This window comes from Flavobacterium sp. TN-1, assembly GCF_052828645.1.
In genome coordinates this window covers 527,691-552,475 of record NZ_CM128253.1, presented here as the reverse complement: position 1 = coordinate 552,475, position 24,785 = coordinate 527,691, and the positions used below count along the sequence as shown (strand labels likewise).

Sequence of the window (24,785 nt, the reverse complement as noted above, 5' to 3'; positions counted from 1 at the left end):
GGCTTTTTTGTAATTCTTCTTAAAAATTTATTGTTAATTTAAATAATAGATATATCCAAAGTTTAACCAAACTAACCAATCATTGGCTTTGTTTTCAGGATATAATTTTTGGTTTGGGTTCAAACCGTCTACCCAGTTTGAATTAAAATATTGCCAACGTAAGTCAATTACTAAATCAGACATTAAATTTAATTTATATCGAGAACCCACACTTCCTACAATAGACCAAGTACTGCCAGAATCATTAGAAAAACCATGAGGTTTTCCGTCAGAAGGACTCCAGTATTTTGGAAAAATATTATTTTGATTTAAAAGAATCCCATCTCCATAAGAAGTTTTGACTTGAGGATTGAAAAAACTATACTGAGCACCTAAACTGATGTATGGTGCAAAACTTCCTGCATAAGCTGAAAAATCACGAATGCTCAAGGGGTAATATTCTAACTGAGCTCCAATATTGGTTATTGAAGAAGAACCTTCCATTGCATTTAATTGTCTACCACCAATAGAAGATTTATCTGCTAATTTGCCAAAATGATTTAGTTTGGTTTTGTTGTATGATAACTCAGCTCTTACTTTAAAGTGGTCATTAAAGTAGGTGTCATGTGTGTAACAATTACAATCTGAGCGGTAGGCAAAATTTAGATAGTATGCAAGCCCAATCCCTATTCCTGTATTTCCTGCGTCTGTTTCTAAATTATTGCGTTCCCCATAATCTGATTGAAAAGCAACAGGTCCGACCACCAATCCTAGCTCATTGGAAAAACCAGACTGAGCAAATAAATTAGAATTCGCCCCTAAAAGAAAAAATAAAATAAAATAATATATTTTCTGCATAAACTCATACTTTAGCTTGATTAGACAAATATATAAAAACATCACCCATTCTTTAGATAAAATATTAAAAATATTTAGAAAAAAGCTTGAATTTTATTAAATTTTTACTATGTAAATTATTCAGATAAATGTATATTTGCTCACCAAACAGAAAAACGTTTTTTATATTAAAACGAAAATAAAAGAATAAAATTATGTCGCAAAGTATCGAAGCTTTTGTTGAAGCAGTTGCAAAAAACAATCCAAACGAACCCGAATTCTTACAAGCTGTAAGAGAGGTTGCAGAAACAGTTATACCTTTTATTGAATTAAACCCTAAGTACCAAGGAAAAACATTATTAGAGCGTATGGTGGAGCCAGAGCGCGTAATTATGTTCCGAGTAGCGTGGGTAGATGATAAAGGTCAAACGCAAGTTAATAAAGGATATCGTATTCAAATGAATTCAGCTATCGGACCATACAAAGGAGGGTTACGTTTCCATCCTTCTGTAAACTTAAGTATTTTAAAATTCTTAGCTTTCGAACAAGTTTTTAAAAACTCTTTAACTACTTTACCAATGGGTGGTGGTAAAGGAGGTTCAAACTTTGATCCTAAAGGAAAATCAGATAACGAAATTATGCGTTTTTGCCAAGCATTCATGACAGAATTATCACGTCATATCGGTGCTGATACAGATGTTCCTGCAGGAGATATTGGTGTTGGAGGTCGTGAAGTAGGCTATATGTATGGTCAATACAAAAAATTACGTAACGAGTTCACAGGAGTATTAACAGGAAAAGGAATTACATTTGGAGGCTCATTAATCCGTCCTGAAGCTACAGGTTATGGTGATGTGTATTTTGCTCAAAATATGTTAGCTACTAGAAGCGAAAGCTTTGAAGGTAAAACAGTGGTAGTTTCTGGATCAGGTAATGTGGCTCAATATGCTATCGAAAAAGCAACTCAATTAGGAGCTAAAGTTGTTACAGCCTCTGACTCTTCTGGATATATTTATGATGCTGATGGTATTGATGCAGATAAATTAGCTTACATCATGGAAATTAAAAATGTAAGATACGGTAGAATTAATGAGTATGTAGCTAAATATCCAAACGCTAAATTCGTAGAAGGAAAACGTCCTTGGGAAGTAAAATGTGATATTGCATTACCATGTGCAACTCAAAACGAATTAAACGGAGAAGAAGCTCAATTATTAGTCAATAATGGATGTATTTGTGTAGCTGAAGGAGCTAATATGCCTTCTACTCCAGAAGCTGTTGAAATTTTTATCAAAAACAAAATTTTATTCGCTCCTGGGAAAGCTTCTAATGCAGGTGGTGTAGCTACTTCAGGTCTTGAAATGTCACAAAACTCTTTACGTTTAAGCTGGACTAGAGAAGAAGTAGACCAAAGATTACAACGTATTATGAGTGATATTCATGAAGCGTGTGTTACTTATGGTAAAGATGAATCTGGTTTTGTAGACTACGTAAAAGGCGCAAATATTGCTGGTTTCGTAAAAGTAGCAGATGCTATGTTAGCACAAGGAGTAGTATAATCCTAAATTATATATAATTTTAAGGCACTTGTTTTCAAGTGCCTTTTTTATTTATACAAAAATAAACTTGTTTTTAGAGTATATTTGTTGCAAGAAATCAGAAAGACATGAAAAATTGTACTGCATTTTTATTTATACTCTTAAACTTTTCTTGCGTTTTTGCTCAAGAACTCAACCCTTGGCAAGGCTATTATTCCTATAATGCAGTTAAAGATCTTGAATTAGTAGATAATAAAATACTAATAGCTGCTGATAATGCCTATTTTTTGTCTAATTTAGATACAAATCAAAATGAGAAAAAATCAACAATAGAAGGCCTTTCAGGAGATCCTATCACACAAATTCATTATAGTCCAACTTATAATAAAACCATTGTAGGGCATTCAACTGGGTTGGTTATTATTGTTAATGAAACAGATGGTTCTATGTTTTATTTAAAAGGAATAGAAGAAAAATCTAATATTTTAGCAAGTAAAAAAAGAATCAATCATTTTGAAGAATACAAAAACAAAATATACATATCAACAGGATACGGTATCACTGTTTTAGATATGGATCATTCCCAATTTGGAGATACATTTTTTATAGGCGCAGGAGGAACAGAGCAAGACATTGTTAGAACAACTATAATTCATGATACCATTTACGCAATTGTAAAATCAAATGGACTTTATGCAGCCAAGTTGAGTAATCCTTTTTTGATCGATTTTAATCAATGGACTATGGTACAACCAGGGAGTTGGTTTGGTTTAAAATCTACTAAAACAAAAAATATTTTATTATCAGAGACGGGAGCCATACATGAGTTGAAATCAAATAATTCGCTTTCCTATATAACCTCCGTTTTACAAAGTCCGAAAGATATTAATTACAATGAAGATAAATTAATTATAACGTCATCTAACTATATTGATATTTTTGATGAAAATGGCATTGTGATACAACAATTAATTTGGAGAGATCAATTTCAATCATTTTTTACAAACTCATCTTTTAAAAATAATAAAATTTATATAGGAACAGAAAGTAATGGTTTGTATTCGATGGATTTAAATAATCCTCAGGTTGTCATTAACTTAACACCAAGTTGCCCAGAAAAAAATCGTTTTTTTAGAATTAAAGCAACTAACGATATACTTTGGGGTGTTTTTGGAGGGTATAACAGACAATATAATCCTTATGGGTATTGTTGTGGAGGACCTAGTAAATCTGGACTTAGTGTTTATTCTAATGAAAAATGGATAAACCTGCCATATAAAGATCTATTAGAAGCAAGAGCTCTTTCAAGTATTGCTTTTAATCCCAAAAATAAAAACGAAGTATTTGTAGGTTCCTTTTTTAGCGGATTACTAAAATTAGATAATCTTACTCCCACTAAATTATATAATAAAGAAAATACTCCACTAAAAGATGAATTAATTGCTAACGTCCTTCTTGTAAATACACCTAACTTTGATTTGAATGGAAACTTATGGATCACGAGTAGTAGAGCAGAAAATGCACTCTTTAGCCTTGATAAAAATAATAATTGGAAAGACTATTCATTCAAAAATATTTCTGTAAACCCTAAAGAAGAAAATTTTTCTTCAATGAAAATTGATAAAAATGGGACTAAATGGTTAGGAACACTAAAAACAGGAGTAATAGGATTTAATGAAAAATTAAATAAAAATATAATTATTAATAATGTTAAAGGAAAAGGAAGCCTACCAGATAACGATATTCGCTCTTTAGCCCTCGACAACAATAATCAATTATGGATTGGTACCTTTAATGGTTTGCGTTATTTATCAAATACTAATTCTTTTTTGACAGATACTAACTTAGATACAAAACCAATTATTTTATTGGAAGACGGTACGGCTCAAGAACTTTTTTATCAATCTAATATTTTAGATATAGAAGTAGATGGAGCAAATAATAAATGGGTTTCGGTTGAAGAATCAGGTGTTTTTTTAATTTCCCCAGATGGACAACAAACAAAATTACATTTTACAAAAGAAAATTCACCTTTACCTAGTAATATAATAGATGATATTGAAATAGATCAAACAACAGGTAAAGTCTATTTTGCAACTAATAATGGGACTGTTTCATATCAAAGTTTAGCTACTGTAGGTGCTAAAGATTATTCAAACACCTATATTTATCCTAATCCCTATAGACCAGAACATAAAGGAATGGTTAAAATTACAGGATTAAAAGATAAAAGTAATGTTAAAATTACGGATATAGAAGGGAATCTAGTTTTTGAAAACATTTCACAAGGAGGTACTATTGAGTGGGATACCCTGTCTTTTGCTAAAACGAAAGTATCATCAGGTGTTTATGTAGTGTTAGTTTCAGATCAAGAAGGAGAAGAAACCGTTGTTAAAAAGCTTTTAATTATTCGATAAATATAGATGCTAAGAAAAAATAGTATTAACTTCCTTCGTTTTTTAATGGCCAATATAATCATGCTGGCTCATTTAGCAGAGCTAACAAAGGATAAATCATTGTATTTTTTAAGTTGTTTTTGTAAATCCAATTTAGCGGTTAGTGGTTTTTTTGTCCTAAGTGGCTTTTTAGTCACTAAAAGCCTAGTAAATACCCCCAATTTAAAAATGTATTTTCTAAAAAGGGCAAAACGTATTTTACCAGCATACATTACAGTAATAATTCTTTCTGTAGTAATTTTATCGGCTCTTTCCACTCTTTCTTATCAAGATTATTTTAGTGATAAGATGACGTGTCGTTATTTTTTTTGGAATCTATTTTTTTTAAATTTCATAGAACCCTGCCTTCCAGGTGTATTTGCTGAAAATCCGATTCCTTTTATAAATGGCTCTCTGTGGACTATGAAAATAGAAGAAGGTTTTTATATTATATTACCTATCTTATTCTATTTAATCAACAAATTTAAAAATAAAAACAAAGTCTTAGCCTTTTTTTACCTAGCTTCTATTTTATATTCTTATGTAATGTTAGAATTGTTTCATTTACCATTATTTGAAAAACAACTCCCAGGAAAATTAGCTTATTTTATTATTGGCATCTATATTTATCTCAACTTTAATTTTTTTATTAAAAACAAGTGGAAGTTTCTAACAGGAGCGTGGTTTTTATTTTTAGTTCAAATATATGGTTTGAATATGGATCTCTTTTTTCCTTTTGTGTTAGGTGTTACAGTGTTGTTTTTTGCTTATTCGCTTCCTTTTTTTAATAACTTTAGTTCAAAAGCTGATTATACGTATGGCATCTATCTCTATCATTTTCCCATAATACAACTGTTTGTATATTTTGAATATTTTAAAAAATACAATCCTTTCTTTGTAAGTTTAATAATGATTTTATTAACCTATATAATTGCCTATTTTTCATGGCATTTAATTGAAAAACGTTTTTTAAACCGTAAATGATTTTATGCTAACAAAAACTAAAGCAATCGTTTTAAGCACTATTCGCTATCAAGAAAAATCCCTGATAGTAAAATGTTTTACACAAAGTCAAGGTGTAGTTTCTTATTTTGTACCTTCTGCTTTTTCTAACAAAAAAAATAGTCAACGTATTGCGTACTTTCAACCTCTAACTATTCTTGAAATTGAGGTTAATCATAAAAACAAAGGAGGGTTGAAATATTTTAAAGAAGTTAAAGTAGCAGTTCCTTATCATACTATCCCTTTTGATGTTGTTAAAAGTACTATTGCCTTATTTTTATCCGAAATTTTGCATTATGTAATTAAAGAAGAAGAAAAAAACGAATCCCTTTATTTATTTTTAGAAACTGCCATGACATGGTTGGATACCCATGATCATGCAGTCAATTTTCATCTTAACTTTTTAATAGAATTAACTAAATTTTTAGGTTTTTATCCAGATCTAACGAATGCTGATTTTCCCTTTTTTGATTTGAATGAAGGTTGTTTTGTTTTAGAAGCTACTTCTTCTGTTATAGATGAGGAAATCTCTCAGATTTTAAAACTTTTTATGTCTTCAAGTTTTGATGATACTGCCAATTTTAAATTAGATTATTTAAAACGTCAAAGGCTTTTAGAAGTTCTTTTAGATTTTTATGCCTTACATATAGAAAATTTCAAAAAGCCTTATTCATTAGAGGTTTTAAAAGAGTTTTACCATGCCTGACAATATTTAATTACTAGAATAAATAAAAACCCTGGCTGTAGTACCACTAATATTATGCTCAATCCGATAACCTGCACCACTTGGAGCGTCGGCTTTTATATTTATTCGTAAGGTATAGGTGCCAGGTGTGATAACTGTAATATTTCCTGATAAGTTGGAGTAATGAGTTTCCTTCAAACGATTTCCTCCACTAAAAAAAACAGTTTCATGTGCAATTGTATTGTCACTCCCAGTATTTAAAATACATTCATAGGTTAGAACTCTAGTAGAAGCATGATAAGCAGGTGGGTTGCTTGTAATGGTGTTATCACAAAGACGATAAGGAATTAAACAACTGATTTGTAATACCTGATTAGCCACACTTGTAGTTACAGTAGCACTATACAAAGTGTTAGTAGTTTGTGTATCGCTTGTTATATTCGTATCCAAAGTAAAAGAAGGTTCTAAGGAAGTGAATAATTTAGTTGGTCTGTCTGCTTTTGCCAGATTTCCTAGTGCATCTGCTACGACAAAATAAGGATAGGTAGTGCTGTTAGAACCATCATTTAAAGTTCTAATCCTCGTCGTTCCATTAACATCTAAAGTTGCTGTTGGTGTGTCTGTTCCAATTCCAACTTGTGCTATCGAAAAATTAGAAACCAAAATAATAATTGTTTTTATAATATTTTTCATGTCTCTTAATTTACTGAGGTTAGTTTTAAATAATTTGTTTTTCCCACAGTAGTAGGATTATAGTTTATTCTAAATGAAGATCCGTTAATACAATTAGTCTCTACACGAACCGTAATTGTATATGTACCCAGTGTAGGTAATGAAATCTGAGAACTCAAATTAGTACCATAAATTCCAGTTTCTTTGAAACTTCCACTTAGATATTGAGTTTTTGCTGCAATTAATTTATTGGTATAAGAGCCCCCATTTAGGTAAATAAAAGTCTTTACAACACGAGTATCCGCGCTAAAAATTAAAGGTGTTCCGTTGTGCCCAGGTGGAGTAGTTGATGCAAACGCAGATATTCTAAAAGGAAGGTCTAAATTAACGTCAACAACTTGATTGGGTTTTATAGTAGTAAAATTTTGTGTAATCATATCAAAACCTGCCGTACTTGTCGTATTCCAATAATATACCGCTAAAGTAGATAAAACATCTAAAAAAACATGCCCGTCAGTATAGGCTCCTCCATCCGTTAGTACCGTATTGGAGCTATTAGTTACCAATGTTTTTGAATAAGTATTCGCATTATTTCCATCAGGTAAGTTCTCTATTCTTAGATTACCATTAATATCTAACGTTTCGGTAGGAGTTGTGGTGTTAATCCCAACGTTTGATTGAGCGTAGGAAATGATTGTGCACAACCAAAGAAAAAAGGGTATATTTTTTTTCATCATTTAGGAGCTCATTAAGGATGAACGTAAAAATACATTTTTTTTTAATTTTTTAGACTAATAATTATTTTATTTGTTGTATTAAATATGTCTTTTTTTTTTGCTATTGATTTATAAATCATTACATTCGCCGATTGATTTTTAATAGAATATAACGATATGAATTTCAACGAATACAAAGGACTTAACTTGCCAACAGTGGCCTCTGAAGTACTTGATTTTTGGAAAAAAAACAATGTCTTTGAACAATCGGTAACTTCACGTGACGGAGCTACCCCGTATGTGTTTTTTGAAGGACCTCCTTCAGCAAACGGTTTACCGGGTATTCATCACGTAATGGCACGTGCGATTAAGGATATTTTTTGTCGTTATAAAACTCAAAAAGGGTTCCAAGTAAAGCGTAAAGCGGGTTGGGATACGCACGGACTTCCTGTAGAATTGGGAACCGAAAAAGAATTAGGTATCACCAAAGAAGATATTGGAAAAACCATTACGGTAACTGAATACAACGAAGCATGTAAACGTACCGTGATGCGTTATACCGATGTTTGGAATGACCTTACTGAAAAAATGGGGTATTGGGTAGATATGGAAGACCCGTATGTAACCTATAAATCCAAATACATGGAATCAGTTTGGTGGTTGCTAAAACAAATCTATACTAAAGATTTATTATACAAAGGCTACACGATTCAGCCGTATTCACCAAAAGCAGGAACAGGATTATCTTCCCACGAAGTAAACCAACCAGGTTCGTACCGTGATGTAACTGATACTACGATAGTAGCGCAATTCAAGAGCCTCACCCCAGCCCTCTCCGAAGGAGAGGGAGCCAACAGTGTGGCTAAAGCGTTTCGCATCTCTCCTCCTTCGGGGGAGTTGGAGGGGGTCTTCTTCCTAGCTTGGACGACTACGCCTTGGACGTTACCAAGTAATACTGCTCTTACCGTTGGTCCTAAAATTGATTATGTTTTAGTAAAAACCTTCAATCAATACACGTTTGAACCAGTTAATGTGATATTAGCTAAAAACTTGGTTTCAAAACAATTTGATAAAAAATATAAGTCGGTAGAAACTAATGATGAATTTAAAGCATTAGAAGACAAGTTTCTACATGTTCCCCCTTCGGGGGCTAGGGGGCTAATCCCTTACCAAATTTTAGCGGAATGTAAAGGTACAGATTTAGTTGGAATCAAATACGAACAATTATTGCCTTGGGCATTACCATACCAAACGCCTGAAAACGCGTTCCGAGTAATTGCAGGTGATTTCGTTACTACCGAAGATGGTACAGGTATCGTGCATACGGCACCTACCTTTGGTGCTGATGATGCTAAAGTAGCAAAAGAAGCAACTCCTGAAGTACCACCGATGTTGGTGTTAGACGAAAACGGAAATCCAGTTCCTTTAGTGGATTTACAAGGTAAATTTGTAGCACAATTAGGAGAATTCGCTGGTAAATACGTTAAAAATGAATATTACAATGAAGGCGAAGCCCCTGAAAAATCCGTAGATGTAGAAATCGCAATTTTATTAAAGGAGCAAAACAAAGCCTTCAAAGTAGAAAAATATGTTCACAGTTACCCACATTGTTGGAGAACTGATAAACCCATTTTATACTATCCATTAGACTCTTGGTTTATCAAAGTAACGGAGGTGAAAGAAAGAATGTTTGACTTAAACGAAACCATCAACTGGAAGCCAAAAGCTACGGGTGAAGGACGTTTTGGAAATTGGTTGAAAAATGCTAACGACTGGAATCTTTCACGTTCGCGTTATTGGGGAATTCCATTGCCTATCTGGAGAACGGAAGACAAAACAGAGGAAATCTGCATAGGCTCAGTGGAAGAATTGTTCAATGAAATTGAAAAAGCAGTATCAGCTGGCGTAATGACCGAAAATCCATATAAAGGTTTTCAAATAGGAAATATGGAAAAAACCAATTACGACTTAGTTGACTTACATAAAAATGTAGTAGATACTATCGTTTTAGTTTCTCCATCTGGTAAACCAATGAATCGCGAAACAGATTTAATTGATGTATGGTTCGATTCAGGTGCAATGCCTTATGCACAATGGCATTATCCATTTGAAAACAAAGAATTGATAGACGGAAACCAATCCTTCCCCGCTGATTTTATTGCAGAAGGAGTTGACCAAACACGTGGATGGTTCTATACGTTACATGCTATCGGAACTTTGGTTTTTGATAAAGTAGCTTATAAAAATGTAGTTTCTAACGGATTGGTATTAGACAAAAACGGACAAAAAATGTCGAAACGTCTAGGAAATGCTGTAGACCCATTTGAAACTTTAAAAGAATATGGTCCTGATGCGACGCGTTGGTATATGATTTCCAATGCAAATCCTTGGGATAACCTGAAATTTGATATTGAAGGAGTAGCAGAAGTACGTCGTAAGTTTTTCGGAACATTATACAATACCTATTCATTCTTTGCGTTATATGCTAACATTGATGGATTTGCTTACAAAGAAACAGAAATACCTTTGGAAGAAAGACCAGAAATTGATCGTTGGATTTTATCGGAATTGCATACGCTAATTCAAACGGTTGATGAAGCTTATGCAGATTACGAACCAACGAAAGCGGCTCGTGTGATTTCTGATTTTGTTCAGGAAAATTTAAGTAACTGGTATGTACGTTTATGTCGTCGTAGATTCTGGAAAGGTGATTACGGAACAGATAAAATCGCGGCGTACCAAACTTTATATACTTGTTTAGAAACAGTAGCTAAATTAGCAGCGCCTATTGCACCGTTCTTTATGGACCGCTTGTATAAAGATTTAAATGCAGCGACTCAAAAAGAAACTTTTGATAGCGTACACCTTGCTAACTTCCCAGTTTACCTTGAAAACTGTGTTGATAAATCGCTAGAAAGCAAGATGTTGAAAGCGCAAACCGTTTCTTCTTTAGTATTGTCTTTACGTAAAAAAGAAATGATAAAAGTACGTCAGCCGCTTCAAAAAGTAATGATACCTGTGTTAGACGAAGTACAACGTACAGAAATCGAAGCAGTGTCTGATTTGATTAAGGCAGAAGTAAATGTAAAAGAAATTGAATTACTTGATGATGCTTCAGGTATTTTAGTAAAGCAAATCAAGCCTAATTTTAAAGCATTAGGACCTCGTTTTGGAAAAGATATGGGGGCAGTTGCAAAAGAAATTCAAGGTTTTTCACAAGAACAAATTGCAGAAATTGAAAGAAAAGGAGAAATAAACGTTGCTGTTTCTGGAAATACTACTACTTTGACAATTCAAGATGTAGAAATTACATCTCAAGATATTGAAGGTTGGTTGGTAGCAAATGCAGGAGGAATTACAGTTGCTTTAGATATCACTATTTCAGATGAATTAAAAAAAGAAGGAATTGCGCGTGAATTGGTTAATCGTATTCAAAATATTCGTAAAGATTCTGGCTTTGAAGTAACCGATAAAATTAAAGTTACAATGATGACTCAAAATGAAATAGAACGTGCTGTAACAGATAATTTAGAATACATTCAAACAGAAACCTTAACAGAACAATTGATCTTTGCTGAAAATATAGAAAACGGCACAGAAATTGAATTTGATAATCTCAAAACAAAAATTTATATAACAAAATAAACAACGTTTATAAAAAACAAACTAAACTAGATATTAACCAAAAAACGCATTAAATTATGGTGGAAGAACAAATTAGATATTCGGATTCAGATTTAGCGGAATTTAAGGAGTTAATCCAGACTAAATTAGAAAAGGCCAAAGCCGACCTAGAACTTATAAAAAGTGCTTATTTAAATGATTTGAATAATGGTACTGATGATACCTCTCCTACATTCAAAGCATTTGAAGAAGGAAGCGAAACTATGAGTAAAGAAGCTAACTCCCAACTGGCTACCCGTCAAGAAAAATTCATAAGAGATTTGAAAAATGCCTTAATTCGCATTGAAAATAAAACCTATGGAATTTGTAAAGTAACGGGTAAATTAATTGCAAAAGAACGCTTAAAATTAGTTCCACATGCTACGATGAGTATCGAAGCTAAAAATTCGCAAAAATAAAATAGAGAAAACAATTTGCAAAACGCTCTTGAAAAAGGAGCGTTTTTTATCTTATTTAAGTTTCCTTAAATTATATTACAATATTCCTTATTTTTGCTCATCAAAAATTTAAAAATGAATCTAAAAAAAGCCTATTTAATAGTTTTCCTAGTTTTATTAATAGATCAAATATCAAAAATATATGTAAAAACAAACTTCATGTTGCATGAAGAAGTTGTTATAGCTAAATGGTTTAAATTCCTTTTTGTAGAAAATGAAGGAATGGCATGGGGGGTTGAGCTACCTGGTATCTATGGTAAATTAATTCTTACAACTTTTAGGATTTTTGCAGTATTTGGAATTGGTTATTGGTTGTGGCAGTCTGTAAAAGAAAAAGCGTCTAGTTTATTAATTGTAGCCATTTCGCTAATTTTAGCAGGTGCTTTTGGTAATATATTAGACTCTGTTTTTTATGGTGTTATTTTTGATCATAGTGAAGGACAATTGGCAACAACTTTTTCAGATAAGCCTTATGGAACTTGGTTGTATGGGAAAGTTGTTGATATGTTTTATTTTCCTATTTGGCAAGGTGAATTACCATCATGGTTGCCTGTTTTTGGAGGTAAGTACTTCACCTTTTTCAATGCGATCTTTAATGTAGCAGATATTGCGATCTCTACTGGAGTAGGTATATTGATTGTTTTTAACAAAAAAGTATTTGGAAAATAATAATATCTTAAAAATTTTATTACTGGCTCCTTATGGGGCTTTTTTTATATAAGCATATTGGCTACCAGTTGAAAACTTTATAAAAAAGTTGAACGGACTATTTCTCATTCCGGATTAGAAATTAAAGAATAATATTAAGTTTTAGCATCAACTCAAATCTCGTGGTAAAAATTTGCTACGGATAAAAATAACTTTAGATCGTAAAAAAACAGTCATTTTTCCTCAAAGCAATAAAAACCATGTCTGTGAAACAAAAATTCCGTATATCTTGATCTTCTTTGTTTTTTGAAAAATATTTAATAAATTCTTTTAAAACCCATAGAAATATAGATTATCTCTAGAAATCACAGAGATAATCTATATTGAATTTTTATCAATATTATATCTCGTTATTGCTTAAATAAATTGATTTAATAATGTGTTTAAAAAAAACAATTTAATTAAGTGAGACTAAAATTAATTTAAATAAAATAGACTAGTGCTTTCTTTTTTATTGTTTTATAATCAATTTGCTTGATATGAATGCTTTCGGACTTTTGATTAGTAATTTATGAGTTTATTAAAATTATTTATCGTTTTCTTCTTCATAAAAAAGATCGACTGAAAGTGCTTTTAGTTGTGATGCCATAACAGCTAATTGATCACAACGCTCGTTTTGTGGGTGATTATTATGTCCTTTAACCCATTGAAAATCTACCTGATGCTGACGGTAGATTTTTAAAAAACGTTGCCACAAATCTGGGTTTTTCTTTCCTTTAAAACCTGTTTTTTCCCAACCAATTACCCATTTTTTTTCTACTGCATCTACCACATATTTAGAATCCGAAATTATTAAAACTTTCATGTTAGGCTGTTTTAATTTTTCAAGTCCTACGATAGCTGCCAATAACTCCATTCGGTTATTAGTGGTTAGGCGAAACCCTTCAAAAAATTCTTTCTTATAGAGTGTTCCTACAAGTTCCATAACTACCCCGTACCCTCCAGGACCAGGGTTTCCTTTTGCAGCTCCATCAGTATAAATATGAACTTGGTATGGCATTTGTATGTGTTTTATGAGTTAAAAATTTAAAAGTTTTTCTATTTCAACGGAGAAATAAGTATGCTCTAATAAATGAACCGCCATGGCTATTTTTTCTGCGTTTTCGTAATTTTCTATATTTGTAGAATATTGTGCAATAATAGCTCCTTCATCATAATGTTCATTTACATAATGAATTGTAATACCCGTTTCTTTTTCTTTATTTTTTAAAACAGCTTCGTGCACGTTCATTCCGTACATTCCTTTGCCTCCATACTTAGGTAAAAGAGCAGGATGTATATTAATAACTTGATTTGGGTAAGCATTGATAATGTTCTCGGGAAATTTTAATAAAAAGCCAGCTAATACAATTAAATCAGGCTTTAATTCTTTTAATTCTTTTAGAACAAATCCTGTGTTTAGCTCTTCTTTGGTAAAAATAGAAGTTGGGATTTTATGATTTTTAGCTCGGTCTAAGACTTTGGCTTTTGGATTGTTTGAATAAACTTGTACCACATTTATTTTAGAACTATTTTTAAAATATAAGATGATTTTTTCAGCATTAGATCCTGAGCCAGAAGCAAATATTGCAATTTTTTTCATGATTTTGTAAGTGTTGTTATCGTAGTAAAAATATGCTTTAAGAAAAATAAAAGCATTTAAAAATGCAAAAAAAAGAATAATTCATGAGAAATAATGAAAAACAATCTTCTTTGTAAAATTAATTTTATAATTTCGTGACTAGATTTATGAAACAAAAAAGGAGGAATTAAATTATTTTTTTATTTTTGCCAACTAATTAAAATTTAAAATTAAAGATTATGTCAGACATTGCATCAAGAGTAAAAGCGATTATCGTGGACAAGTTAGGTGTTGACGAGAACGAAGTAGTTTCTGAAGCAAGCTTCACTAACGATTTAGGAGCTGATTCATTAGACACTGTTGAGCTAATCATGGAATTCGAAAAAGAATTTGATATTCAAATTCCAGATGACCAAGCTGAAAACATTGCTACTGTAGGTCAAGCTATCTCTTACATCGAAGAAGCTAAAAAATAATAAATAATGGCATCTGTAAGTAAAAAAGCTTACAGATGTTCTTATTTTTTACTGTCTTTATCAAAATCTTTTTTAGATTTGTACAAACATTGATTGTATTACAATCATATAGCATATTCTGTAATACCCATTGTTTCTTTTAGTTATTATTAAAAGTGCTTTGGGGTTTTTTATATTAAAACAAAACCAGCTAAACTATGCAATTAAAGCGAGTAGTAGTAACCGGATTAGGAGCTTTAACTCCTATTGGAAATAACCTTCAAGAATACTGGGAAGGTCTAATTAATGGAAGAAGCGGTGCGGCTCCCATTACTTATTATGACACAGAAAAACACAAAACAAAATTTGCTTGTGAAGTAAAAAACTTTAAAGTAGAGGAGTTTATTGATAGAAAAGAAGCTAGAAGAATGGATAAATTTGCTCAATATGCCATTGTAGCAAGTGATGAAGCCATTAAAGACTCTGGTTTAGAATTAGATAAAATTAATAAATATCGTGTTGGAGTTATTTGGGGAGCGGGAATTGGAGGACTAGAAACTTTTCAAGAAGAAGTACTTAGTTATGCCAAAGGAGACGGTACGCCGCGTTTTAATCCTTTCTTTATCCCTAAAATGATTGCTGATATTGCTCCAGGACATATCTCTATGCGTAATGGATTTATGGGGCCTAACTATACCACAGTTTCTGCTTGCGCCTCTTCAGCTAACGCTTTAGTTGATGCTTTCAATTACATTCGTTTAGGTATGTGTGATGTAATCGTTTCAGGAGGATCTGAAGCAGCTGTTACTATTGCAGGTATGGGAGGTTTCAATTCAATGCAGGCATTATCAACAAGAAATGAAAGTCCTGAGACAGCTTCTAGACCTTTTGATGCTACTCGTGACGGATTTGTGTTAGGAGAAGGAGCAGGAGCATTGGTATTAGAAGAATATGAACATGCAAAGGCGCGTGGTGCAAAAATTTACTGTGAAGTAGGAGGATGCGGAATGTCTTCGGATGCGTATCACTTAACAGCTCCTCATCCAGAAGGAATTGGCGTTATAGCGGTAATGAATAATACATTACAAGATGCAGGTTTAAGACCAGAAGATGTAGATCATATTAATACGCATGGTACTTCTACTCCTCTTGGAGATGTAGCTGAATTAAAAGCAATCAGTTCTGTTTTTGGGCAACACGCTAAAAACATTAATATTAATTCAACTAAATCTATGACAGGGCACTTATTAGGTGCTGCAGGAGCTATTGAAGCGATAGCTTCTATTTTAGCAATTAAAAATGGTATTATTCCTCCTACAATTAACCATACAGTAGTAGATGAAAATATTGATCCAAACCTAAACCTTACTTTAAATAAAGCTCAAAAACGGGATATAAAAGTGGCTATGAGTAATACTTTTGGTTTTGGAGGTCATAATGCGTGTGTTTTATTTAAAAAAGTAGAGTAATTCTATCTTATGAGAATTATTAATAGAATATTTAAAAAAAACCGTTTTCAGAATCCTGAAGACGGGATTTTTTTTAAAAAAATGACTTATATTTTAGGTTTTAAACCTGATAATATAGAACATTATCGTCGTGCTTTTACTCATAGATCTATGAATAAAACAGATGAAAAGGGATACCCAATAAATTATGAACGACTTGAATTTTTAGGAGATGCTATGTTGGGTTCTGTAATAGCAGCTCATCTATTTAGTAAAGTTCCTAATGGTGACGAGGGATACTTAACTAAAATGCGTTCTAAAATTGTTTCGCGAGATCATTTGAATGAATTAGGAAAAGATTTTAAACTAATTGATTTTGTTGAAACCAAAGTTTCAGCACAGCATTTTGGAGAAAATGTACACGGAAATATTTTTGAAGCTTTTATTGGGGCAATATATCTGGACAAAGGATTTGAATGTTGTGAAGAATTCATCCAAAAAAAAATTATAAAACCTTATGTAGATATTGATCGATTAGAAGGAAAAGTAATAAGTTACAAAAGCCTTTTCATTGAGTGGTGTCAAAAAGAGAAAAAAACATTTCATTATGAAACGTATGATGATAATGCTGCTGGAAATGTAAAATATTTTGCGGTAAAATTACACTTAAACGGAGAAGTCATAACCAAGGCTCGCGCTACTTCTAAAAAGAAAGCAGAAGAAATAGCTTCTAAAAGGGCTTATTTTGTTTTTCAATCACAAATTAATCATAAGTAGATCTTTTTACTTTGAGAATATTATTGATTGTATTTCATTTTTCGTAATACTCTTAAAGCCTCTTTAAAAGTAATATAGACTTTCTGGTAATGTTTTAAAAAAGGTTTAGATGCAATGAGTTTTTGTTTAGCATCTTCAAACCCATTTAAATAACAAAGCATTAGAGTATGGGGTAGATTTTCAAGATCTTTTAAATCTTTATTCGTAAGAGGTATTTCTTTACTTAGTTTTTCTAGCAATAATAGATTTGTTTTATAAACATGATGTAATAGTTTTTTGTTGAATTGAGGAGGCTCAAATACAACCTCGTTCTCTATTTTGTAATACCCATTATCAAAAAAAGAAATATTAACCTTTTCAAGAGGGTAATAGCTCGTTTTATCGTTAATGCCCAATTGTATAAATTCAGTAATCATAAAATTGTTTTCTGAATATTCAATTGTAACTTCATCTAATGCAGAATAAAAAAGTTTAATCTGTTCATTAATTAACTCAATATCTACTCTAGAAAAATAAGTTTTGTCTTTCCATTCTTTTTTGTTGCCTGCCCAACACACAATAAAAAGTTCTTTAAAAACTTTATATTGTGTTTCCATATCTTTATGCCTAACATTTATGAAATCTAAAACAGACTCTAGAGTGTGTTCAACACTATTTCTAGAATTATTTTCAATACTAATAACCGTTTGTGTATTTTGTTTGCTATAGGGGATTTTGTCATGTGTAGGAACTGTATTACTTCCAATTCTTTTAAATGTACTTCCCAGCTCTATAGTGTTTATACTTTTTTTAAAATAAGATACCTTATGATTTGGCTTAATGGTAACTAATCCTACTACTTTTTCTTTTGGTAAATTGGGGAAAGGAATGTTTTCATATTGTATTTTCGGTGGATTTTGAAGAAACGCATTTACTAAATTCTGGATTCGACTGTCATCAAAAAAATCATCTCCTACAATTTCATTACTTTCATCTTCAACTCCTATAACAAGATAAGAATTATTGTTAGGATTAGAATTAGATAGGGCACAAATGTGTTTTAGAAATTTAGCTTTCCCTTCTTGATTGTGAAGGTTAAGTTGTCTTTTTTTATCGTAAAAGCTGTTCTCATCATTATGAGCTAACAAGTTTTTTATAAGAAGTCGTTTATTAATCATTTCTTTAAATTCCCAAAAGTTACTTAAAAATAATAAAAAGCTTTCATAAAATGAGTCTTAATAAGGGATAAAAGAAAATATTTAACTGATTGTTAACACCCTAAAATCAATTAAATTTTCAATTTGCATCATATTGAATAAGATATTAATTTCACGACTTTAAAAAAACAATCGATGGAAGAGAATACGACCACTTTAGATATTAGAGTAATTAATGAAAAAATAGAAAGAGAAAGCGCTTTTATTGATCTATTAACGATGGAGATGAATAAAGTTATTGTTGGGCAAAAACACATGGTAGAGCGTTTGTTGATAGGTCTTTTAGGACAAGGACATATTTTACTAGAAGGAGTTCCAGGATTAGCAAAAACTTTAGCAATAAACACATTATCACAAGCTGTTTATGGTAGTTTTAGTCGCATTCAATTTACGCCTGATTTGTTACCAGCAGATGTGGTAGGAACTATGATATACAATATTAAGGATGATGCTTTTTCTATTAAAAAAGGTCCCGTTTTTGCTAACTTCGTTTTAGCAGATGAGATTAACCGAGCTCCTGCAAAGGTTCAATCAGCTTTGTTAGAGGCAATGCAAGAAAAGCAAGTAACAATTGGCGATAGTACCTTTAAATTAGATAAACCCTTTTTAGTATTAGCTACACAAAACCCAGTAGAACAAGAAGGAACATATCCGTTGCCAGAAGCACAGGTAGATCGTTTTATGTTAAAAACAGTAATAGACTATCCTAAAATGGAAGAAGAAAGAATGGTTATTCGTCAAAACTTAAATGGAGGTTTTGATAAAGTAAAACCAGTGGTTTCTATAGAACAGATACTTCGTGCTCAAGAAGCCGTTCGAGAAGTATATATGGACGAAAAAATCGAGAAATACATTTTAGATATTATTTTTGCAACACGCTATCCTGAAAAATATAAACTAGAATCATTAAAACCTTTAATTAGTTTTGGGGCTTCACCACGCGGTAGTATTAATTTAGCTGTGGCAGCTAAATGTTATGCTTTTATCAAACGCAGAGGATATGTTATTCCAGAAGACGTTCGAGCTGTTGTACATGACGTATTACGTCATCGTATAGGTATTACTTATGAAGCAGAAGCCGAAAATGTAACTTCTGTAGATATTATTAATAAAATTGTAAATGAGATAGAAGTACCATAGAAAGTAAAAAGTATATGTAATTCCACAACAAATGGTTATTACTTATTGTTTATTGCCTATTACTTAAAAAATGGAAACAAAAGACTTACTTAAAAAAGTTCGAAAAATAGAAATTAAGACCCGAAGACTCAGTGATCATATCTTCTCGGGAGAGTACCATACTTCCTTTAAAGGAAGAGGAATGACCTTTTCTGAGGTACGCCAATATCAGTATGGAGATGATGTACGTGCAATTGATTGGAATGTAACTGCTCGATACAAAGAACCTTATGTGAAAGTTTTTGAAGAAGAGCGAGAATTAACCATGATGTTAGTAGTGGATATTTCAGGATCAGAAAGTTTTGGAACAAAAAAACAGCTAAAAAGTGAAATTGTAACCGAAATAGCGGCAACTTTAGCTTTTTCTGCAACCCAAAATAATGATAAAATAGGATTAATCCTATTTTCTGATCAGATAGAACTCTATATTCCACCTAAAAAAGGAAAGTCACATGTATTACGCATTATTCGTGAATTAATTGAATTTGAACCCAAAAGTAAACAAACTAATATTGGAAATGCTCTAGAATTTCTTTCCGCAACCCAAAAGAAAAAAGCGATTGTATTCATGATTTCAGATTTTATAACAGATGATAATTATGAGAAAATATTAAAGATTGCCAGTAAAAAACATGATATAACAGGTGTAAGAGTATTTGATATTCGAGAGGAGAAAATGCCAGATATAGGTTTAGTAGCTATGCAAGATGCAGAAACAGGACAAACACAATGGGTTAATACAAGCTCTCAAAATGTTCGTCTACAATATGAAAAATATTATCAAGAAAAAATAAATTATTTCAAAGACATTTTTTCAAAATGTGGAGCAGGAACAATACATACAAGAGTAGACGAAAGTTATGTGACAAAATTGTTAGGTTATTTTAGGTCAAGATAAAGATTTAAGAATGAAAAAAGATAAATTAAAAAGCATATTAATAAATTTCATATTTGACAAAATGTCGTTTAGCAAAAAACAATAAAGTAAATATGAAAAACAATATCCTTTAAATCAAAAAACGTTAATCAATGAAAGATAAACTATATATATTATTACTTTTTTCATCATTTTGTTTTGCACAAAAATTAGAAACTTCTATTGATAAAAAACAAAACAAAATAGGAGCACAATTTACTCTAAGTTTAAAAGTTAACGCAAATAGAAAAAACAATGTAACTTTTTCAGATGATAAGAAATTTGGCTCTTTTGAAGTAGTAGAATCTTACCCTGTAGATACAATACAAGAAGAATCAAAGTTTGAATTAATTAAAAAATACGGTCTAGTTCAATTTGATTCAGGTAAATTTGTAATACCTAAAATACCTGTTTTAATTAATAATAAACCTTATTTTTCAGATAGTATTAAAGTAGAAGTATTTAATGTTAAAGTAGATACTTTAAAACAAAAAATGTATGATATAAAACCTATTATCCAGGCAGAAAGACCAGTAGGAGATGGGTGGAAATACCTATTAATACTGATAACCTTCGTAGGTTTAATGTTTTTAGGATACAAACTATATAAGAAATACAAAAAAACAATAGAAAAAGAACCCGTATACAGTACACCCATAGAAAAAGCAACAGGACTATTACAGCTATTAGAAAAGAAAGAACTTTTAGTAAAAGGAGAGATTAAAGCCTATTATTCAGAATTAACAGATATTGCTCGAGAATACATAGAAGAAGCCATTGAAATTCCAGCTAAAGAAAGTACCACTTCCGAACTTATTTTAGGTTTAAGACAGGCAGCTCAAAAAAGAAAATTAAAACTTTCTAGAGAAACAGTTGAAAGCTTAGAAAAAGTTTTAAAACAAGCCGATTTAGTAAAGTTTGCGCAGTCTAAACCTTTAGATTTTGAAATTGCAGATGATAGAAAAAAGGTAGAATTAAGTATTATTAATATTCATAAATCAATCCCAATAGTAATAGATGATACAAGTGTAAAATGGCAAAAAGAACAAGAAGAAAATCGCAAAAAACAACTGCGTAAAAAGAAAATGACCGCTATTGCAGGTATTATAAGTTTCTTAATACTATCTGTATTCATATTTATTGGAATAACAAAAGGAATAGACTTTATTAAAAACGGTTTTACAGGACCATCAACAAAAGAATTAGTTAATACAAATTGGATAAAATCAGAATACGGAAATCCAGCAATCAGGATAGAAACACCTGAAGTTCTAAAACGTACAGATGTATCTAAAGCCCTTCCTAACGATATAGCAGGAATTGTAAAGAATACACAAATGTTTGAATATGGGAGTTTAATTCAAGGTTTTTATATAGCTATTTCATCAACTGAATTTAAACAAAAGAATAATGTAGATTTGAGTCAAGCCTTGACAGGAATGATTCAAACGTTGCAAAATCAAGATTGCGAAGATGTCGTAGTAAAACAAGAAGATTTTAAAACCAAAGAAGGATTACAAGGCCTAAAAGGATATGGTAGCCTGATGAAAAATGGAGAAAAAATGATATATCAAATACTTCTATTTAGCCAAGAAGGAGGTTTGCAACAAATAATGATTGCTTTTAAAGAAGGAGATGAAAATGCTCAAAAAATAGCAAATCGTATGTTACAATCTGTTGAACTTAAAAAAGCACCCTAAATGAAGAACGTAACATTTTTAAATCCTGATTTTTTTTGGTTGTTCCTAATATTACCCTTATTGATAGTATGGTACTTTCTTACAAATAAAAAAGAAAAACCAACACTTAAGATAAGTTCATTAAAAAGTTTTCAAAAAACAAAATCAATTTTACCTAGTTTAAAACCCTTGCTTTTTGTTATGAGACTATTGGCCTTAAGTGCTTTAATTATAGCTATGGCAAGACCTAGGACAGTAGATGTAAGCAATAAAACAAATAGTACTTTTGGTATAGATATTGTCATTGCTTCTGATGTTTCGGGAAGTATGTTAGCAAAAGATCTAAAACCTAACAGAATGGAAGCTCTAAAACAAGTAGCATCTAATTTTGTTAAAGAACGTTTAAACGATCGAATAGGAGTAGTCGTATACGCAGCCGAAGCTTATACAAAAACACCTGTAACAAGTGATAAAGCAGTTGTCTTACAAGCTATCGAAGACATTAAATATGACAATGTTTTACAGGACGGGACAGGTATAGGAATGGGATTGGCAACAGCTGTTAATAGGCTGAAAGACAGCAAAGCCAAAAGTAAAGTAATTATCCTAATGACAGATGGCGTAAATAATGCAGGTTTTTTAGATCCTCAAACTTCAGCCGAAATTGCAGCTGATTTAGGAATTAAAGTTTATACAATAGGAATTGGAACTAACGGGAATGCTTTATTCCCGTATGCGTATGCTCCTAATGGTGGATTTTTATTTAAAATGATGCCCGTTCAAATAGATGAAAAACTAATGAAAGGAATTGCTCAAAAAACAGGAGGAAAATATTTTAGAGCAACAAATAATTCAAGTTTAGAAAATATTTATAACGAAATAAACAAGTTAGAAAAAACAAAAGTAGATGAGTTAAAGTTTGTTAATTATGATGAAAAATACCGTCCTTGGGTTTGGTTAGCAGGCTTGTTGTTATTAATTGAATTAATATTAAGAAAAACAATTTTTAAAAGTTTTTTATAATAAAAAATAATATTGAAAATTGCAATTGAAAAAAAAATGTACGAATTAGACGAATCAAAATATCTGTATTTATTTTTCTTGTTGCCTTTCTTGGTAGGGCTTTTTCTTTGGAATCAATTTTGGAAAAGAAAAAAACAGCAAGAGTTTGGCGATTTAGAACTACTTAAAAAATTAAGCCCTGAAAAATCAACGTTTAAACCAACATTAAAATTTGGGTTACTATTCTTTGCATTAATCATGTTAATTTTAGGCTTAGTGAATCCTAAAATAGGAACTAAAGTAGAAAAAGTAAAACGTGAAGGAATTGATATTGTTTTTGCAATAGATATTTCTAAAAGTATGCTTTGTGAAGATATTGCACCTAGTCGATTGGAGAAAAGTAAACAATTAGTTTCCCAAATTATCAATGGTCTAGGAAATGACCGTATCGGAATTATTGCTTATTCAGGAAGTGCCTTTCCTGTGTTGCCTATTACAACAGATTACAACGCAGCTAAAATGTTCTTACAAGGAATGAATCCTGGAATGATTTCATCACAAGGAAGTAATTTAGACGAAGCAATTCGATTAACAGAAAAATACTTTGAAGGAAGTGGAAATACCAGTAAACTTCTAGTAATGGTAACCGATGGAGAAGATCATTCCGAAAAGGCCCACGAGGCAGCAACACAAGCTCGAAAAAGAGGAATAAAAATTATTACAATTGGCGTAGGAACCCCTAAAGGAGGACCTATTCCTATCAGAAATGGTCATTCGATAGAATACCATAAAAACAAGGAAACAGGAGAGACAGTTACCACTAAATTACGCGCAGAAGCATTAGAAGCCATTGCTAAAGCAGCTAATGGGGGATATATTAATGGAACAAATACCAAACAAGTAGTTGATTTTATGCGAAAATCACTCAATAACATTCAAAAAACACAATTTGAAGCTACTGAAATGGCTAACTTTCAATCACAATTTCAATGGTTTTTAGGAGCTGGATTTTTCCTATTACTACTAGATGTATTTCTTTTAGAAACAAAAACAAAATGGGTACAAAAACTAGATTTGTTTAATGAAAAAGATAAAAAATAAAAATCCCTTTCAAAAAAAGATTAGAGAGATATTCATGAAAAGAATTGTATTACATATCGTTTTATTCATTTCTGTTAGTATTTTTGCGCAACAGAAGAAAGATTTTGAATTGCCAGATGGCGTTTCGCAATTTGAAAAAAAACAATATGTTGAAGCCGAAGCAAATTTTAGAATTTCAAAAAGCAATCATCCTAAAAAAGGATTATCAGCATATAATTTAGGAAATGCAATTTATAAACAAAATCAAGCTTCTGAAGCTAAAGTAGCCTATGCTAGAGCAACAGAAACTGCAAAAACAAAAAATGAAAAACATTACGCTTATCATAATTTAGGAAATACCTATATGAAAGAAAAAACGTATGACAAAGCAGTTGAAGCCTATAAGAATGCATTACGTAATAATCCAGCAGATGAAGAATCACGCTATAATTATGCTTTAGCAAAAAAATTACTGAAGGAAAATCCACCTTCAAAAAATGATGATAAGAAAAAAGATAAAAAAGGAGATAGTCCTGATAAAAAACCTAATCAAGATAAAAATCAAGATAAGGACAAAAATCAAAATGATAAAAATAAAGACAAACAGGATAAACCTAATAATAAAGATCAAAACAAAGATCAAAACCAAAATAATCCGCAACCTAAACCCAATAATGTTCCAAAAGATAGGATGCAAAATTTGTTAGATGCGGTAAATAATGAGGAGAAAAAAATTCAAGATCGAGTAAATGCTCGAAAAGTAAAAGGAGCTCCAAAACAAGAAGGAAAAGATTGGTAG

Annotated in this window: 22 protein-coding genes; 16 read left to right on the top strand and 6 right to left on the bottom strand. The window is 31.4% G+C overall.

Annotated elements, in window-relative coordinates; all coding sequences use genetic code 11:
* Positions 1–33 precede the first annotated feature (33 nt).
* Positions 34–837 carry a THC0290_0291 family protein gene (locus ACUXZJ_RS02260; protein WP_060381470.1) on the bottom strand — a complete coding sequence of 268 codons (804 nt, stop codon included), beginning with the start codon at positions 835–837 and terminating at the stop codon, positions 34–36.
* Positions 838–1,031: 194 nt separating this feature from the next.
* Between ACUXZJ_RS02260 and gdhA the strand changes: the two genes are divergently transcribed.
* The 4 genes from gdhA (at position 1,032) to recO (ending at position 6,497) form a co-directional block, all read left to right on the top strand.
* A complete protein-coding gene (gdhA, locus tag ACUXZJ_RS02255; RefSeq protein WP_060381471.1) occupies positions 1,032–2,375 on the top strand; it encodes an NADP-specific glutamate dehydrogenase in 1,344 nt (447 codons plus the stop codon).
* Positions 2,376–2,482: 107 nt separating this feature from the next.
* The gene (gene porZ / locus ACUXZJ_RS02250; RefSeq protein WP_060381472.1) at positions 2,483–4,771 is read left to right on the top strand and encodes a type IX secretion system anionic LPS delivery protein PorZ; all 2,289 of its coding nucleotides are present in this window, start codon (positions 2,483–2,485) and stop codon (positions 4,769–4,771) included.
* A 6-nt stretch (positions 4,772–4,777) separates the two neighbouring features.
* Positions 4,778–5,773: an acyltransferase family protein gene (locus tag ACUXZJ_RS02245; RefSeq protein WP_063743376.1), complete on the top strand. Its 996-nt coding sequence runs from the start codon at positions 4,778–4,780 to the stop codon at positions 5,771–5,773.
* Positions 5,774–5,777: 4 nt separating this feature from the next.
* Complete coding sequence (gene recO / locus ACUXZJ_RS02240; RefSeq protein WP_063743374.1) at positions 5,778–6,497, top strand: DNA repair protein RecO; 720 nt, start codon at positions 5,778–5,780, stop codon at positions 6,495–6,497.
* A 6-nt stretch (positions 6,498–6,503) separates the two neighbouring features.
* Here the strand turns inward: recO and ACUXZJ_RS02235 are convergent, their stop codons facing one another.
* Positions 6,504–7,169: a hypothetical protein gene (locus ACUXZJ_RS02235; protein WP_063743372.1), complete on the bottom strand. Its 666-nt coding sequence runs from the start codon at positions 7,167–7,169 to the stop codon at positions 6,504–6,506.
* A 5-nt stretch (positions 7,170–7,174) separates the two neighbouring features.
* Entirely contained in the window at positions 7,175–7,885 is a 711-nt protein-coding gene (locus ACUXZJ_RS02230; RefSeq protein ID WP_063743370.1) for a hypothetical protein, read from the bottom strand.
* A gap of 156 nt (positions 7,886–8,041) precedes the next feature.
* Between ACUXZJ_RS02230 and ileS the strand changes: the two genes are divergently transcribed.
* From ileS to ACUXZJ_RS02215, 3 genes are all read left to right on the top strand, one after another.
* On the top strand, positions 8,042–11,509 hold the full coding sequence (gene ileS, locus ACUXZJ_RS02225) for an isoleucine--tRNA ligase (RefSeq protein ID WP_063743368.1): 3,468 nt from the start codon (positions 8,042–8,044) through the stop codon (positions 11,507–11,509).
* Positions 11,510–11,565: 56 nt separating this feature from the next.
* On the top strand, positions 11,566–11,946 hold the full coding sequence (locus ACUXZJ_RS02220) for a TraR/DksA family transcriptional regulator (RefSeq protein ID WP_060381478.1): 381 nt from the start codon (positions 11,566–11,568) through the stop codon (positions 11,944–11,946).
* 114 nt (positions 11,947–12,060) lie between these two features.
* Positions 12,061–12,654, top strand: a complete 594-nt coding sequence (locus ACUXZJ_RS02215; protein ID WP_060381479.1) for a lipoprotein signal peptidase — start codon at positions 12,061–12,063, stop codon at positions 12,652–12,654.
* A 565-nt stretch (positions 12,655–13,219) separates the two neighbouring features.
* On the opposite strand, the gene rnhA is transcribed toward ACUXZJ_RS02215, so the two are convergent.
* Positions 13,220–13,693, bottom strand: a complete 474-nt coding sequence (rnhA, locus tag ACUXZJ_RS02210) for a ribonuclease HI (protein WP_060381480.1) — start codon at positions 13,691–13,693, stop codon at positions 13,220–13,222.
* Positions 13,694–13,711: 18 nt separating this feature from the next.
* Positions 13,712–14,275, bottom strand: coding sequence for a phosphoribosylglycinamide formyltransferase (gene purN, locus ACUXZJ_RS02205; protein ID WP_060381481.1), 564 nt, complete (start codon positions 14,273–14,275; stop codon positions 13,712–13,714).
* Between the two features lie 218 nt (positions 14,276–14,493).
* Here purN and ACUXZJ_RS02200 point away from each other — a divergent pair, with 218 nt between their 5' ends.
* The 3 genes from ACUXZJ_RS02200 (at position 14,494) to rnc (ending at position 16,934) form a co-directional block, all read left to right on the top strand.
* Positions 14,494–14,730, top strand: coding sequence for an acyl carrier protein (locus ACUXZJ_RS02200; protein ID WP_014166687.1), 237 nt, complete (start codon positions 14,494–14,496; stop codon positions 14,728–14,730).
* A gap of 197 nt (positions 14,731–14,927) precedes the next feature.
* Positions 14,928–16,178 carry a beta-ketoacyl-ACP synthase II gene (gene fabF, locus ACUXZJ_RS02195; protein ID WP_063743366.1) on the top strand — a complete coding sequence of 417 codons (1,251 nt, stop codon included), beginning with the start codon at positions 14,928–14,930 and terminating at the stop codon, positions 16,176–16,178.
* Between the two features lie 9 nt (positions 16,179–16,187).
* On the top strand, positions 16,188–16,934 hold the full coding sequence (gene rnc / locus ACUXZJ_RS02190; protein ID WP_060381483.1) for a ribonuclease III: 747 nt from the start codon (positions 16,188–16,190) through the stop codon (positions 16,932–16,934).
* 20 nt (positions 16,935–16,954) lie between these two features.
* Here the strand turns inward: rnc and ACUXZJ_RS02185 are convergent, their stop codons facing one another.
* Positions 16,955–18,091 (bottom strand): ATP-binding protein, encoded by a 1,137-nt coding sequence (locus ACUXZJ_RS02185; RefSeq protein WP_060381484.1) that lies wholly within the window; start codon positions 18,089–18,091, stop codon positions 16,955–16,957.
* 174 nt (positions 18,092–18,265) lie between these two features.
* On the opposite strand from ACUXZJ_RS02185, the gene ACUXZJ_RS02180 reads away from it, so the two are divergent.
* The 6 genes from ACUXZJ_RS02180 (at position 18,266) to ACUXZJ_RS02155 (ending at position 24,785) form a co-directional block, all read left to right on the top strand.
* Positions 18,266–19,270, top strand: a complete 1,005-nt coding sequence (locus ACUXZJ_RS02180) for an AAA family ATPase (protein ID WP_060381485.1) — start codon at positions 18,266–18,268, stop codon at positions 19,268–19,270.
* Between the two features lie 70 nt (positions 19,271–19,340).
* Complete coding sequence (locus tag ACUXZJ_RS02175) at positions 19,341–20,207, top strand: DUF58 domain-containing protein (RefSeq protein ID WP_060381486.1); 867 nt, start codon at positions 19,341–19,343, stop codon at positions 20,205–20,207.
* A gap of 131 nt (positions 20,208–20,338) precedes the next feature.
* Positions 20,339–21,925: a BatD family protein gene (locus ACUXZJ_RS02170; RefSeq protein WP_063743364.1), complete on the top strand. Its 1,587-nt coding sequence runs from the start codon at positions 20,339–20,341 to the stop codon at positions 21,923–21,925.
* On the top strand, positions 21,926–22,927 hold the full coding sequence (locus ACUXZJ_RS02165; protein ID WP_060381488.1) for a vWA domain-containing protein: 1,002 nt from the start codon (positions 21,926–21,928) through the stop codon (positions 22,925–22,927). It begins immediately after the preceding gene.
* 36 nt (positions 22,928–22,963) lie between these two features.
* On the top strand, positions 22,964–24,007 hold the full coding sequence (locus tag ACUXZJ_RS02160; RefSeq protein WP_063744151.1) for a vWA domain-containing protein: 1,044 nt from the start codon (positions 22,964–22,966) through the stop codon (positions 24,005–24,007).
* The gene (locus tag ACUXZJ_RS02155) at positions 23,988–24,785 is read left to right on the top strand and encodes a tetratricopeptide repeat protein (protein WP_376777410.1); all 798 of its coding nucleotides are present in this window, start codon (positions 23,988–23,990) and stop codon (positions 24,783–24,785) included. The genes ACUXZJ_RS02160 and ACUXZJ_RS02155 overlap by 20 nt, the downstream gene beginning before the upstream one ends.

Coding starts and splice junctions, on each gene's coding strand:
- ileS (WP_063743368.1), top strand. CDS start 8,042: ATGAATTTCAACGAATACAAAGGACTTAACTTGCCAACAGTGGCCTCT.
- ACUXZJ_RS02170 (WP_063743364.1), top strand. CDS start 20,339: ATGAAAGATAAACTATATATATTATTACTTTTTTCATCATTTTGTTTT.
- ACUXZJ_RS02175 (WP_060381486.1), top strand. CDS start 19,341: ATGGAAACAAAAGACTTACTTAAAAAAGTTCGAAAAATAGAAATTAAG.
- gdhA (WP_060381471.1), top strand. CDS start 1,032: ATGTCGCAAAGTATCGAAGCTTTTGTTGAAGCAGTTGCAAAAAACAAT.
- ACUXZJ_RS02245 (WP_063743376.1), top strand. CDS start 4,778: ATGCTAAGAAAAAATAGTATTAACTTCCTTCGTTTTTTAATGGCCAAT.
- ACUXZJ_RS02160 (WP_063744151.1), top strand. CDS start 22,964: ATGTACGAATTAGACGAATCAAAATATCTGTATTTATTTTTCTTGTTG.
- ACUXZJ_RS02155 (WP_376777410.1), top strand. CDS start 23,988: ATGAAAAAGATAAAAAATAAAAATCCCTTTCAAAAAAAGATTAGAGAG.
- ACUXZJ_RS02260 (WP_060381470.1), bottom strand. CDS start 837: ATGCAGAAAATATATTATTTTATTTTATTTTTTCTTTTAGGGGCGAAT.
- ACUXZJ_RS02215 (WP_060381479.1), top strand. CDS start 12,061: ATGAATCTAAAAAAAGCCTATTTAATAGTTTTCCTAGTTTTATTAATA.
- ACUXZJ_RS02180 (WP_060381485.1), top strand. CDS start 18,266: ATGGAAGAGAATACGACCACTTTAGATATTAGAGTAATTAATGAAAAA.
- porZ (WP_060381472.1), top strand. CDS start 2,483: ATGAAAAATTGTACTGCATTTTTATTTATACTCTTAAACTTTTCTTGC.
- recO (WP_063743374.1), top strand. CDS start 5,778: ATGCTAACAAAAACTAAAGCAATCGTTTTAAGCACTATTCGCTATCAA.
- ACUXZJ_RS02165 (WP_060381488.1), top strand. CDS start 21,926: ATGAAGAACGTAACATTTTTAAATCCTGATTTTTTTTGGTTGTTCCTA.
- fabF (WP_063743366.1), top strand. CDS start 14,928: ATGCAATTAAAGCGAGTAGTAGTAACCGGATTAGGAGCTTTAACTCCT.
- ACUXZJ_RS02200 (WP_014166687.1), top strand. CDS start 14,494: ATGTCAGACATTGCATCAAGAGTAAAAGCGATTATCGTGGACAAGTTA.
- purN (WP_060381481.1), bottom strand. CDS start 14,275: ATGAAAAAAATTGCAATATTTGCTTCTGGCTCAGGATCTAATGCTGAA.
- ACUXZJ_RS02235 (WP_063743372.1), bottom strand. CDS start 7,169: ATGAAAAATATTATAAAAACAATTATTATTTTGGTTTCTAATTTTTCG.
- rnhA (WP_060381480.1), bottom strand. CDS start 13,693: ATGCCATACCAAGTTCATATTTATACTGATGGAGCTGCAAAAGGAAAC.
- ACUXZJ_RS02220 (WP_060381478.1), top strand. CDS start 11,566: ATGGTGGAAGAACAAATTAGATATTCGGATTCAGATTTAGCGGAATTT.
- ACUXZJ_RS02185 (WP_060381484.1), bottom strand. CDS start 18,091: ATGATTAATAAACGACTTCTTATAAAAAACTTGTTAGCTCATAATGAT.
- ACUXZJ_RS02230 (WP_063743370.1), bottom strand. CDS start 7,885: ATGATGAAAAAAAATATACCCTTTTTTCTTTGGTTGTGCACAATCATT.
- rnc (WP_060381483.1), top strand. CDS start 16,188: ATGAGAATTATTAATAGAATATTTAAAAAAAACCGTTTTCAGAATCCT.